This is a genomic window from Streptomyces sp. NPDC086549 (assembly GCF_044746205.1).
Taxonomy (GTDB): domain Bacteria; phylum Actinomycetota; class Actinomycetes; order Streptomycetales; family Streptomycetaceae; genus Streptomyces.
Genome location: NZ_JBIVBS010000004.1, coordinates 205,738 through 218,097, shown reverse-complemented (window position 1 = coordinate 218,097; position 12,360 = coordinate 205,738). Strand labels below are relative to the sequence as shown.

10 protein-coding genes are annotated in these 12,360 nt (G+C 72.0%); 8 read left to right on the top strand and 2 right to left on the bottom strand.

Annotation, left to right across the window (positions count from 1 at the left end; all coding sequences use genetic code 11):
- Window positions 1–102: 102 nt before the first annotated feature.
- Window positions 103–3,114, bottom strand: a complete 3,012-nt coding sequence (locus ACIPSA_RS15900; protein WP_402634387.1) for an FAD-binding and (Fe-S)-binding domain-containing protein — start codon at window positions 3,112–3,114, stop codon at window positions 103–105.
- 242 nt (window positions 3,115–3,356) lie between these two features.
- Between ACIPSA_RS15900 and ACIPSA_RS15895 the strand changes: the two genes are divergently transcribed.
- From ACIPSA_RS15895 to ACIPSA_RS15860, 8 genes are all read left to right on the top strand, one after another.
- Window positions 3,357–5,141: an ATP-binding protein gene (locus tag ACIPSA_RS15895; protein WP_402634385.1), complete on the top strand. Its 1,785-nt coding sequence runs from the start codon at window positions 3,357–3,359 to the stop codon at window positions 5,139–5,141.
- 110 nt (window positions 5,142–5,251) lie between these two features.
- Entirely contained in the window at window positions 5,252–5,659 is a 408-nt protein-coding gene (locus ACIPSA_RS15890; protein ID WP_402634382.1) for a roadblock/LC7 domain-containing protein, read from the top strand.
- The gene (locus tag ACIPSA_RS15885) at window positions 5,656–6,003 is read left to right on the top strand and encodes a DUF742 domain-containing protein (protein WP_402634379.1); all 348 of its coding nucleotides are present in this window, start codon (window positions 5,656–5,658) and stop codon (window positions 6,001–6,003) included. Before ACIPSA_RS15890 ends, ACIPSA_RS15885 begins: the two co-directional genes overlap by 4 nt.
- Complete coding sequence (locus tag ACIPSA_RS15880) at window positions 5,984–6,616, top strand: GTP-binding protein (RefSeq protein ID WP_402634376.1); 633 nt, start codon at window positions 5,984–5,986, stop codon at window positions 6,614–6,616. The genes ACIPSA_RS15885 and ACIPSA_RS15880 overlap by 20 nt, the downstream gene beginning before the upstream one ends.
- Window positions 6,613–7,836, top strand: a complete 1,224-nt coding sequence (locus ACIPSA_RS15875; protein ID WP_402634373.1) for a cytochrome P450 — start codon at window positions 6,613–6,615, stop codon at window positions 7,834–7,836. The genes ACIPSA_RS15880 and ACIPSA_RS15875 overlap by 4 nt, the downstream gene beginning before the upstream one ends.
- The gene (locus tag ACIPSA_RS15870; RefSeq protein ID WP_402634370.1) at window positions 7,833–9,056 is read left to right on the top strand and encodes a cytochrome P450; all 1,224 of its coding nucleotides are present in this window, start codon (window positions 7,833–7,835) and stop codon (window positions 9,054–9,056) included. Before ACIPSA_RS15875 ends, ACIPSA_RS15870 begins: the two co-directional genes overlap by 4 nt.
- Window positions 9,057–9,196: 140 nt before the next feature.
- The gene (gene serC, locus ACIPSA_RS15865; protein ID WP_402634367.1) at window positions 9,197–10,315 is read left to right on the top strand and encodes a phosphoserine transaminase; all 1,119 of its coding nucleotides are present in this window, start codon (window positions 9,197–9,199) and stop codon (window positions 10,313–10,315) included.
- 230 nt (window positions 10,316–10,545) lie between these two features.
- Entirely contained in the window at window positions 10,546–11,268 is a 723-nt protein-coding gene (locus ACIPSA_RS15860; RefSeq protein ID WP_402634365.1) for a hypothetical protein, read from the top strand.
- A gap of 4 nt (window positions 11,269–11,272) precedes the next feature.
- Here the strand turns inward: ACIPSA_RS15860 and ACIPSA_RS15855 are convergent, their stop codons facing one another.
- On the bottom strand, window positions 11,273–12,256 hold the full coding sequence (locus ACIPSA_RS15855; RefSeq protein ID WP_402634362.1) for a WD40 repeat domain-containing protein: 984 nt from the start codon (window positions 12,254–12,256) through the stop codon (window positions 11,273–11,275).
- Window positions 12,257–12,360: the final 104 nt, after the last annotated feature.

Here is a 12,360-nt window from a genome sequence, read left to right as displayed (position 1 = left end):
CCTCAAGGATCCGGCATCCGCGTGGCATGACCTCGTCCCCGCGGGGTGAGTCGGCCTCGTCCCCACCGGACGAGTCGGCCTCGCCCCCGCCCGGCGAGTCGGTCAGCTCCCCTTCTTCTCCGGCGCGTCCTCCGGCGCGTCCTCCAGCGCGTCCGCCAGCACCTCCGCCAGGTGCCGCCCGCGTACCCCGGCCAGCTGTTCCAGCTGTGTACGGCAGGAGAACCCGTCCGCCAAGATCACCGTCCCCTCGGCCGCCTCCCGTATCGCCGGTAGCAGTTGTTCCTCCGCGCAGGCCGCCGACACCTCGTCATGCCCCTTCTCGAAGCCGAAGTTGCCCGCGAGGCCGCAGCAGCCACCGCTCAGCTCACCGGTGAGGCCCGCCGCCTCACGCAGCCGGCGGTCGGGGGCGTCGCCCAGCACCGCGTGCTGGTGGCAGTGGGTCTGGCCGGCCACCGGGCGGGCCACCGACGGCGGGGTCCAGTCGGGCGCGTACCGCTCCAGCGCCTCCGCGAAGGTCACGACCGCCGATGCCAGCCGCTTCGCACGCGGATCGTCGTGCAGCAGCTCGGGCAGGTCGGTGCGGAGGGCGGCCGCGCAGCTGGGCTCCAGGACGACGACCGGCGTCAGGTCCTCGGCGGCCAGTTCGGGCAGCAGAAACGGCTCCAGCAGGTCGAGCGTGCGCCGCAGCACCGCGCGGGCACGGTCCAGCTGGCCCGTGGAGATGTACGTCAGCCCGCAGCAGACGCGGGCGCGGCGCGGCGACCACGGGTTGACGGCGATGCCCGCGAGATCGCCCTCCGTCGTCCGCTTCACCGTCGGGACGACCGTCGGCGTCAGCAGCACCCCCACCCCCGCCGCCTCCAGGACGCGCACGGCGGCCTTGCCCACGGACGGCGAGAGGTGCTCGGTGAAGGTGTCCGGCCACAGGAGCACGGCGTGGCGCGGGCCCGTCGGTGCGCCGCCCGCCTTCCATTCGGCCCTCGCGCGCCGCATCTGCGCCCGGAACCTGCGCCGCCACCACCGGCTGAACGTCTCCGGCGCCAGCCGCGGGATCTCCCGCTCCGGCGCGATCCCGGCCAGCCGCTTCCCCGCCCACGCCAACGGCCGTACCGAGGCGAGCACGTTGACGAGCCGGGCCGTGCGCGTGCGGGCCACCCAGCGCAGCCAGAGCGGCAGCCACCCCATCGCGTAGTGCGCGGCCGGCCGCCGCCGCCCCCGGTAGTGGTGGTGCAGGAACTCCGCCTTGTACGTGGCCATGTCGACCTCGACCGGGCAGTCGGAGCGGCAGCCCTTGCAGGACAGACACAGGTCCAGCGCGTCCCGGACCTCGGTCGAGCGCCAGCCGTCCGTCACCAGCTCGCCCGCGAGCATCTCGTGCAGCAGCCGGGCCCGCCCGCGAGTGGAGTGCTGCTCCTCGCCGGTCGCGCGGAACGACGGGCACATGACGGCGGAGCCCGCCACCGTCGTCGTACGGCACTTGGCGACCCCGACACACCGGCGCACCGCCGCCGAGAAGTCGCCGCCGTCGGCCGGGTAGCCGAAGGCCACGTCCACGGGCTCGGGCGGCAGGACCGAGAAGCGGAGGTTGGAGTCCAGCGGGGCGGGCCGCACCAGCATCCCCGGGTTGAGCAGGTCGTCCGGGTCCCAGATCCCCTTCGCCCGCTCGAAGAGGGCCACCGTCTCGTCGCCGTACATCTTCGGCAGCAGCTCCGCCCGGGCCTGCCCGTCGCCGTGCTCCCCCGACAGCGAGCCGCCGTGCGTCACGACCAGTTCGGCGAGTTCCTCCGAGAAGCGCCGGAAGCGGCCGATTCCCGCCTCGGTCATGAGGTCGAAGTCGATGCGGACATGGATGCAGCCGTCCCCGAAGTGGCCGTACGGCGTCCCGCGCAGGCCGTGGGCGGTCAGCAGCCCTCTGAAGTCCCGCAGGTACGCGCCCAGCCGGGGCGGCGGCACGGCGCAGTCCTCCCAGCCGGGCCAGGCTTCGCTGCCGTCCGGCATCCTGGTCGCCGTGCCGCTCGCGTCCTCCCGGATGCGCCACAGGGCCCGCTGGGCGGCGGGATCGGTGACGACCGACGCGTCGAGGACGTCGGCCGCGCGGACGACCGCCTCCGCACGCGCGCGTGCCTCCTGCGCCGTCTCCCCGCCCGTCTCCACGAACAGCCAGGCGCCGCCCCTGGGCAGCCCGGCCGCGGACGGCACCAGGTCGGCCGCCATGCCCTCGACCGTCAGCGGGTGGTACGGCAGCAGCCCGGCGGCGGCTTCGGCGGCCGCGCTCTCGTCGCCGTACCCGAGGACGGCCAGGGCACGCGCGCGGGGCGCCTCGACGAGCCGTACGACCGCCTCCGTCAGGATGCCCAGGGTGCCCTCGGAGCCGCAGAAGGAACGGGCGACGTCGGCGCCCTTCTCGGGGAGCAGGGCGTCCAGCGCGTACCCGGAGATGCGGCGGGGCAGTTCGGGGAAGCCCGTGCGCAGCCGGGCCTGTTCGCCCTCCGCCAGCTCCCGCAGGCCTTCCGGCGCCCCGGCCCATCCCTGCCCGAGCCGCAGCCGCTCGCCGCGCGCGGTGACCACGGCCAGCTCCCGCACGCTGTCCGCCGTCGTCCCCCAGGCCACCGAGTGCGAGCCGCACGAGTTGTTGCCGATCATCCCGCCGAGCGTGCAGCGGCTGTGCGTCGCGGGGTCGGGACCGAAGCGCAGGCCGTGCGGGGCGGCGGCCTCCTGGAGGCGGTCGAGGACCAGGCCCGGCTGCACGACGGCCGTGCGCGCCTCGGGGTCCACCGACAGCACCCGGTTCATGTGCCGGGTGAAGTCCAGCACCACTCCGGTGCCTGTCGCCTGCCCGGCGATTGACGTGCCGCCACCTCGCGCGACGACCGGTACGCCGTGCGCACGGCACACACCCAGCGCCGCCGCCACGTCGTCCGTGTCCCGGGGAGCCACCACGCCGAGCGGCACTCTGCGGTAGTTGGACGCGTCCATGGTGTGCAGCGCCCGCGCCGTCGTACCGAAGTCGACCGTGCCGCGCACCGCCGCGCGCAGCTCGGCCCGCAGCTCAGCCCGCAGCGCGGCGGCGTCCGCGTCCGCGGCGCCGGGCTGTCGCTCCCCACGATCCGTCATGTTTCCCAGGATGCCTCCGACCGTTTCCCAGGAATCCTCCGACCACTGACAGTGACCGGTGCGGAGCGTGCCGAAACCTCACAGGCGACGGGCGGATGATGAAATTTCAAGCAGGAGTGGTCCATTGTGATCACGGACTCTCCTATAGTTACGCCGATTGAGCATCAGGGGTCACTTCTCGTCCGCCGGCCCCACGCGCCACAGTCCCTGGACACGACCGAGGCCGACCGAGGAATCCATCCATGACCGCCCCCATACCGTCGGGCGAGCGCCCCGCCGTCCGCACCGCCGCAACAGCCGCGCTGGGCACCGCCGTTCTGGCGGGTCTCGCCGTCGTCGCCGCGGTCCTGGTGGCGCCGACGGCCGGCGCCCCCCTCGCCTGGTGCGGCGCCGCCGCAACCCTGTTGCTGGCCGCGGCCGTCGCCTTCGCCGTGCACGGCACCGGATCGGCGCGGCTGGCGCGCCGTCAACTGGACGCCGCCACGCTGGAGGCGAGCCGAGCGATCCAGGAGCGCGCCCGGCTCGCCGAGGAGTTCAGCCGGGAGCGGGGCCGGCTGACGAACGATTCCATCGAGGAGCGCGTAAGGCAGCGCGACGAGTTCGAGCGGGAGCGGGGCCGGCTCGCCGAGTCGTTCGCGGGGGAGCAGGCCCGGCTCACCGACGAGTTCGACCGGGAGCGGACCGCCCTCACCGACGAGTTCGCCCGGGAGCGGACCGCCCTCACCGACGAGTTCGACCGGGAGCGGGCCACGCTCACCGACGAGTTCACCCAGGAGCGGACCGCCCTCACCGAGGAGTTCACCGAGGAGCGGACCGCCCTCACCGACGACATCGCCCGGCTCACCGCGGAGCGGACCCGTCTCACCCACCGGCTGCGCCAGGCCACGAACACGCGGGACGCGGCCATCTCCATCACCGCCAACGTCGCCGGCCGCATGCAGGCCCTGGCCACCGGCATGCTCGCCGACCTGCGCACGATGGAGGACAAGCACGCGGACGAGGACGTCCTCGCCGACCTGCTCCACCTCGACCACCGCACCGCGCAGGCGGGCCGCCTCGCCGACTCCGTCGCCGTCCTCGCGGGCGCCCGCTCCGGCCGCCGCTGGGCGCGCCCCATCGTCATGGAGTCGATCCTGCGCGGCGCGATGGGCCGCATCAGCGGCTACCAGCGCGTCCGCGTCCACTCCTCCAGCGACGTCGCGGTGGCCGGGCACGCCGCCGAGGGCGTGATGCACGCGCTCGCCGAACTCCTTGACAACGCTGCCAACTTCTCCCCGCCGACCGCCGAGGTCCATGTCTACGTCGAGGAGGTGCCCTCCGGGGTCATCGTCTCCGTGGAGGACTCCGGCCTGGTCATGGGCGACGTACAGCTGCGCCGCGCCGAACGCGCCGTGTCCGGCGACATCGGCGAACTGGACGGGCTCACCGGCACCCGGCTCGGCCTCCCGGTCGTCGGCCGGCTCGCCCGCAAGCACGGCCTGAAGGTGTCCTTCCGGCCCTCCGCGCGCGGCGGTACGGGCGTACTGGTGCTGATTCCGCAGGACATCCTGTCCCAGCCGGAACTCACGGCCCCCTCGGTTCCCGCCCCGGACCAGGTCGCCGACGCCGCCCCCGCGCGGACCGCCGACGAGCACCGGCCGTCGTACGCCGCCACCCGTGCCCCGCTGGACCTCGACCCGGACCCGGTGCCCACGCACGAGTCGCCCACCGACAAGTCCCCCCGGCCGGACACCGCCGACGCCGGCGGACTGCCCCGGCGCCGCCGCGGGCACACGCTCGCCGCGGCCGAGCGTACTCACTCCGCCGACCGCGCCGAGCGGGAGCCGCGCGCCGCGGACGACACCGCCAAGGCGCGGGCCGCCCGCTTCGGCAGCTTCCGCCAGGCGGTCCGCAACGCGCTGCCGGACCAGGACGCCGTCCAGGGCACGACGGAACCGGAAGCCGCACGGGAGGCGGCACCGAAGCCGGAGCCCGACGGCCCCCGACGGGACGCACAGACACCCGACACGACGAGCGGGCCGCTCTGAGGTCCGACGCCCGAGCCCGCATCGGATCCCACCGCACCGGAACCGCTCCCCGACCCCGCCGCACTCGAAACAGCGGCCACCCCCTCGTACCCGGAAGGCAACACCAACCCATGACCGGCACCACCACCGCCGACGAGAAGCTGACCTGGCTCATCCAGGGCCTGCTGGAGCGCACCCCGGGGGCCCGGCACGCGCTCGTGCTGTCCCGGGACGGGCTGAAACTGTGCCGCACCCCGGAGCTCTCGGTCGACCAGGCGGACCAGCTCGCCGCCATAGCCGCCGGCATCCAGTCGCTGTCCCACGGCGCGTCCATCGAGTTCGGTGACGGCAGCGGAGGCGTGCGCTCGGCGATGGCCGAGTTCTACGGCGGGGTCCTGTTCATCGTCGAGGCGGGCGAGGGCGCGCACCTCGCCCTGGTCACCACCGAGGACGCGGACGCGGGGCTCGTCGGCCACAACATGAGCGAACTCGTGGAACAGCTCGGCGAATATCTGACCGCGCAGCCCCGTACGTCATGAGCCGCCCCGGCAGGGACGACGCGCCCGACCGGCTCTACACCCTCACGGGAGGGCGCAGCCGGTCCGACTCGGCGGACCGGCTCGACCTGGTGACACTGATGGTCGCCGAATGCGACCCGACGCCGGGCATGCAGTCGGAGCACAGCGCGATCCTGCGGATGTGCGAACGGCCGACGGCGGTCGTGGAGATCGCCGCCGAGCTGCGGCTGCCGGTGAGCATCACACGCATCCTGTTGTCCGATCTCCTCGTGGCGGGCCGCGTCAGCGCCCGCCACCCCCGTGTCGCCACACTTCCCGATCCCGACATCCTGGAGCAGGTGCTCGTTGGACTCCGCAACCTCTGACGAAAAGCCCTCGGACACCCGCACTCCGCTGGGTGCCCAGGCCGAGAACGGTCTGAAGATCGTGGTCGTCGGCGGCTTCGGCGTCGGCAAGACGACCCTCGTCCGTTCGGTGAGCGAGATCCGTCCGCTCAGCACCGAGGAGACGATGACCCAGGCCGGCGAGTCGGTCGACGACGTGACCGGGGTGCGGGAGAAGTCCGCGACGACCGTCGCCTTCGACTTCGGCCGCATCTCGCTGGACGCCCGCAACGTGCTGTATCTGTTCGGCGCTCCGGGCCAGGAGCGGTTCTGGTTCCTGTGGGACCGGCTCTTCTCCGGCACGCTCGGCGCGGTCGTCCTCCTCGACACCCGGCGTATCGACGACTCGTGGTACGCCATCGACCGCCTGGAGCGCCACGGCATGCCGTTCATCGTGGCCTGCAACGACTTCGGCGGACCCCGCCACACGCACGACGAGATCCGCGCGGCCCTCGACCTCGACCCGCAGATCCCGCTGATCGACTGCGACGCGCGTTCCCGCGAGTCCGGCAAGCAGGTCCTGATCACACTGGTCGAGCATCTGCAGCACCTCTACGCCGCCCACGCCCCCAAACCCGAACAGGAGCTGGTGTGACCACCGCCCCCGTGCCCCTGAGCGGGCCCCGGTTCCAGACCGAACCCGCAGAGCTGTACCGGGAGATGCGGCGCGACCACGGTGCCGTCGCACCGGTCGTCCTCGACGGCGACGTACCGGCGTGGCTCGTGCTCGGCTACCGCGAGCTGCACCAGGTGACCGGCGATCCCGTGCTGTTCAGCCGGGACTCCGACCTGTGGAACCAGTGGGACAACATCCCCGACGACTGGCCGCTGCTGCCCATGATCGGCCGCAAGCAGCCCTCGATCCTCTACACCGTCGGCGAACGCCACCGCGAGCGCGCCACGATGATCAGTGACGCCCTGGAGGCCACCGACCCGTTCGAACTGCGCGGCCACGTCGAGCGGTTCGCGGACGAGCTGCTCGACACGGTGTGCGGCAAGGGCGAGGCGGACCTCGTCGCGGACTACGCGATGCTGCTGCCCGTGCGCGTCCTGGCGGTCCTGTACGGCTTCGCGGACGAGCAGGGCCCTGGTCTGGTCAGCGCCCTCAACGACATGATCGACGGCCGGGAAGGGGCGCTCGCGGGCCAGATGCATCTGGTCACGTCCATGACCGCGCTGCTGGCCGACCGCAAGGCGAACCCCGCGAACGACGTCGTCTCGCGCATGCTCGCCAACGACAGCGGCTTCACCGACGAGGAGGTCACCCAGGACCTCATGGTGATGATGGCCGCCGGCCACCAGCCGACCGCGGACTGGATCGGCAACTCGCTGCGGCTGATGCTGACCGACGAACGCTTCGCCGCCTCCCTCTTCGGCGGGCGCCACAGTGTCGCCGAGGCCATGAACGAGGTTCTGTGGGAGGACACGCCCACGCAGAACGTGGCGGGCCGCTGGGCCTCCCGCGACACCCGCCTCGGCGGCCATCACGTCCGCGCCGGCGACCTGCTGCTGCTCGGCCTCCAGGGCGCCAACAGCGACCCCCAGGTGCGCGTCGACGGCGCCGCGTTGACCGGCGGCAACAACGCGCACTTCTCCTTCGGGCACGGCGAGCACCGCTGCCCGTTCCCGGCGCAGGAGGTGGCGGAGACGGTGGCGCGGACGGCCATCGAGGTCGTGCTGGACCGGCTGCCGGACATCGATCTCGCCGTACCCGCCGAGACGTTGACGCGTCGTCCGTCGCCGTGGCTGCGGGGACTGACGGCACTGCCCGTGAGGTTTACGCCCACCCCTACCCTTGGAAGCCCTACCTCATGATCTCTAGCGACGGATCCCCCATAGCCCTGGACCCCTTCGTCTCCGACCTGGACGCGGAAAGCGCCCGGTTGAGAGAAGCGGGACCGCTCGCCGCCGTGGTACTGCCCGGCGGTGTTCCCGTGTGGGCGGTCACCCACCACGCCGAGGCCAGGCAGTTGCTGACGGATCCCCGGCTGGTGAAGGACATCAACGTCTGGGGCGCCTGGCAGCGGGGCGAGATCGCCCCCGACTGGCCGCTGATCGGGCTCGCCAACCCCGGCCGCTCCATGCTCACCGTGGACGGCGCCGACCACCGGCGGATGCGCACGCTGGTCGCGCAGGCGCTGACGCCGCGGCGGGTGGAGGAGATGCGCGAGCGGATCACGAAGCTGACGGAGGGTCTGCTGGACCGGCTGCCCGCGGACGGCGGCGTGGTCGACCTCAAGACGGAGTTCGCGTATCCGCTGCCGATGTACGTCATCGCGGACCTGATGGGCATCGAGGAGTCCCGGCTGCCTCGCCTGAAGGAGCTGTTCGAGAAGTTCTTCTCGACGCAGACCCCGCCGAACGAGGTCATCGCGACGCTCACCGAGCTGGCGGGGATCATGGCGGACACGGTGGCGGCCAAGCGCGCCGCCCCCGGCGACGACCTCACCTCCGCCCTGCTCCAGGCCTCCGAGAACGGCGACCACCTCACCGACGAGGAGATCGTCTCCACCCTGCAGCTGATGGTGGCGGCGGGCCACGAGACGACGATCTCGCTGATCGTCAACGCCGTGGTCAACCTGTCGACCCATCCGGAGCAGCGGAACCTGGTCCTTTCCGGTGAGGCGGACTGGTCCGCGGTGGTCGAGGAGACCCTGCGCCACTCCACCCCCACCTCCCACGTCCTGATCCGCTTCGCGACGGAGGACGTGCCGGTGGGCGACAAGGTGATCCCGGCGGGGGACGCGCTGATCGTGTCGTACGGCGCGATCGGCCGCGACGAGAAGGCGCACGGCCCGACCGCGGGCGCCTTCGACATCACCCGGGAAACAGAGAACCGGCACATCTCCTTCGGCCACGGCCCGCACGTGTGCCCCGGAGCCGCCCTGTCCCGCCTGGAGGCCGGGGTCGCGCTGCCCGCGCTGTACGCCCGCTTCCCGTCCCTCGACCTGGCGGTCCCCGCGGCGGAACTGCGCAACAAGCCGGTGGTGACCCAGAACGACCTCTTCGAGCTGCCGGTACGGCTGACCTCGTAGGACGTGGCGGACCCCGGCCGGCCCGCGGAGAGAGGCCGTCGCGGACTGGTAGGTCCGCACAAGTCCACGGGCCGGAGGGAGTCGTCTCATCGAACGGACACGTTTCCGTCCGGTTTCACCGAAGGGATACCCTCCGGCTCGTGGCTGAGATCCAGATTCCTGCTGACATGAAGCCCGCGGACGGTCGATTCGGCGCGGGTCCCTCCAAGGTGCGGGTGGAGGCGCTGGACGCGCTGGCCGCCACCGGTACGTCCCTCCTGGGCACCTCCCACCGCCAGGCCCCGGTCAAGAACCTGGTCGGCAAGGTCCGTGAGGGGATCTCCGAGCTGTTCTCCCTGCCCGAGGGCTACGAGGTCGTCCTCGGCAACGGCGGCTCCACCGCGTTCTGGGACGTCGCGACGCACGGCCTGATCGAGAACAAGTCGCAGCACCTCACCTTCGGCGAGTTCTCCTCCAAGTTCGCCAAGGCCGCCAAGCTCGCCCCGTGGCTCGCCGAGCCCACCGTCATCTCCTCGGACCCGGGCACGCACCCGGACCCGCAGGCCGAGGCGGGCGTCGACGTCTACGCCTTCACCCACAACGAGACCTCCACCGGTGTCGCCGCCCCGATCAAGCGGGTCGCGGGCGCCGACGAGGGCGCGCTGGTGCTCGTGGACGCGACGAGCGGCGCCGGCGGTCTCCCGGTCGACATCGCCGAGACCGACGTCTACTACTTCGCCCCGCAGAAGTCCTTCGCCTCCGACGGCGGCCTGTGGATCGGTGTCTTCTCCCCCGCCGCGATCGAGCGCGCCGAGCGGATCCACGCCTCCGGCCGTCACGTCCCGGAGTTCTTCTCCCTCCCGACGGCGATCGACAACTCCCGCAAGAACCAGACGTACAACACCCCGGCCCTCGCCACGCTCTTCCTGCTCAACGAGCAGCTGGAGTGGCTCAACGGCCAGGGTGGCCTGGCCTTCTCCACCGGCCGCACCAAGGACTCCTCGACCCGCCTGTACTCCTGGGCGGAGGAGTCCAAGTACGCCGCCCCGTTCGTCTCCGACGCGGCCAAGCGCTCCCAGGTCATCGGCACCATCGACTTCGCCGAGGAGATCGACGCGGCCGCCATCGCCAAGGTGCTGCGCGCCAACGGCATCGTCGACACCGAGCCCTACCGCAAGCTCGGCCGCAACCAGCTGCGCATCGCGATGTTCCCGGCCATCGACCCGGCCGACGTCGAGGCGCTGACGAAGTGCGTCGACTACGTGATCGAGAAGCTGTAGTCGTTCCCCGTACGACGCGAAGGGCGCCCGGTATGTACCGGGCGCCCTTCGCATGTCCGGAGATCAACATTTCGGTGAGAATTGTTCTGTTTTCTGTCGATATTCTGTGACAAGTACGGGATGGAACTGTAGAACGCGCTTGCATAACGTGTACGAGCGCCGCAACGGCAAGGAGCGGCATGCGACTCCTTTCTTCCGGTTTCACGGCCACCATTTCGAGGAGCTCTTCCATGCAAGCCGTGCACGCAGGTCACCGCCGCTCTCTCCTGACCGCCTCGGCACTCGTGGGCGCCCTGGGCGCCACCGCCCTTCTGCCGGCGGCGGCCGCCTCGGCCGCCCCCGCCACCAACCCGGCCGCCACCAACCCGGCCGCCCGCTACGCGGGCAAGTCCGTCGCCATCGGCCAGGACATGGTGGCCGTCCTGCGCAACGACCCCGGCGCCGGCGGCCCCGAAGCATGGATCCGCGCCGTGTCACCGCACTGGCGGCAGGGCGACGCCTACATGTACCGCGTCCTGGACATGCTCGACGGCTCCCATGGGACGGGCAAGGAGCGCGGTCTCTCCCTGAGCCTGGTGGGCGCCAAGGGCTCCGCCCCCGCGCTCAGGGTGACCAGCGCCAAGAACGGAACGCACACCTTCCCGCTCCCGAAGGCCGGCACCCCCGACGCACGGGGCTGCACCATCATCGACGAGACCTCCATCGGGGCCGGGACCGTCGCCGTGCTGAGCAACGGCCCCAAGGGACCCTCGGCCTTCTTCAAGAACGAGGGTGACGGCACGCGCGTCGGCGGCGTCGTCGACCGAGCGCACCCCGAACTGCCGAAGAGCGCCGGCTTCCTCGCCAGCATCATCGACCCCAACGGGTCGGCCCCCAAGCTCCTCACCAACCTGGAGGGCGGCGGCCACCCCGCGGGCACGACGCCCTTCCCGGCCCCCGGGTGTGTGAAGTGACGTACTAGGAACGGGAGCCGCGACGCCGCAGCCGCCGCAGACCGAACAAGGCGGCCACGACCACGGCCACCGCCACCCCGCCGGCCTTGAGACCGTCGCCGGCAGCGCCGCCCCCGCTCCCGGCCGCCGCCGGACTTCCGCTGTCCGAGGAGGACTTGCCGGACCCGCCCCCGCCCGGCGCGTCCTGCGCCTGCACCGCGCTGTCCGCGCCCTCGCTGCCGTACATGAGCTTGGTGCCGTCGGCTGAGTAGCTGACCGACTCCCCCTGCCCCTGGAGGGGCACGTCGAGACGGCCCTTCCGCTTGATCCTCCCGCCGTTCCAGTCGTAGTAGATGCCGCCGAAGTAGCCGCGTACGGCGAGCTGTTCGCCGTCGGGCGAGAACGCGGCGTCGGTGGCCCACAGGTCGACGGCGGCGACCGGCTTGAAGATGTTCGCGCCGGAGGTGGAGAGCCGGGCCGGGCCCTCGAAGAGGTGCCCGCCGTCCTCCTTCTTGTCGATGATGTAGACGCGGCCGGTCTTCGGGTGGACGACGAGCGACTCCGCGTTCCGTGCGCCGTCCGAGTACTTCACCACGTACTGCGTGGCCTTGATCGTCTGGTCCTTGAGGACCTTGGGCTCGGACAGCCGGTAGATCCACACGTACGACCAGCTGCCGTCGAGGTTGTCGCCGATGTCGCCGACATAGATCTGGTTGTCCGGCCCGATGGAGATGGCCTCCACATCGCGCGGGGAGCCGATGCCGCTGAGCGTCACCGTGGCGACGGTCTTCCCGGTCGCGCTGTCCACGGCGTAGATGTACGGCCCGTCGTCGCTGTCGTTGTGGGTCCAGTAGATGCCGCGGTGGAGGTGGGAGGCGGCGAGGCCGCTGGACTCGGTGATCCGCGGATCCTTGATGGTGAACCCCTCGTCACCGCCTGCGGCGGAGGCGGGCACGGTGAGGGCGCCCGTGAGCAGGACCCCGGCGAGGAGGGCGAAGGATCGACGCATGCCCCCAAGCCTGCCATCCCGCCGGGGGGTTCAGGTGCGCGGCGGCGACGTGGTGGGCACGTGGTGGGCCTCACACCCCACCCGCGACCGTGATCGTCCATCAT

Bases quoted from the DNA above. Each gene is read 5' to 3' on its own strand.
- ACIPSA_RS15895 (WP_402634385.1), top strand. From the start codon at position 3,357: ATGACCGCCCCCATACCGTCGGGCGAGCGCCCCGCCGTCCGCACCGCC.
- ACIPSA_RS15870 (WP_402634370.1), top strand. From the start codon at position 7,833: ATGATCTCTAGCGACGGATCCCCCATAGCCCTGGACCCCTTCGTCTCC.
- ACIPSA_RS15860 (WP_402634365.1), top strand. From the start codon at position 10,546: ATGCAAGCCGTGCACGCAGGTCACCGCCGCTCTCTCCTGACCGCCTCG.
- ACIPSA_RS15855 (WP_402634362.1), bottom strand. From the start codon at position 12,256: ATGCGTCGATCCTTCGCCCTCCTCGCCGGGGTCCTGCTCACGGGCGCC.
- ACIPSA_RS15900 (WP_402634387.1), bottom strand. From the start codon at position 3,114: ATGACGGATCGTGGGGAGCGACAGCCCGGCGCCGCGGACGCGGACGCC.
- ACIPSA_RS15885 (WP_402634379.1), top strand. From the start codon at position 5,656: ATGAGCCGCCCCGGCAGGGACGACGCGCCCGACCGGCTCTACACCCTC.
- ACIPSA_RS15890 (WP_402634382.1), top strand. From the start codon at position 5,252: ATGACCGGCACCACCACCGCCGACGAGAAGCTGACCTGGCTCATCCAG.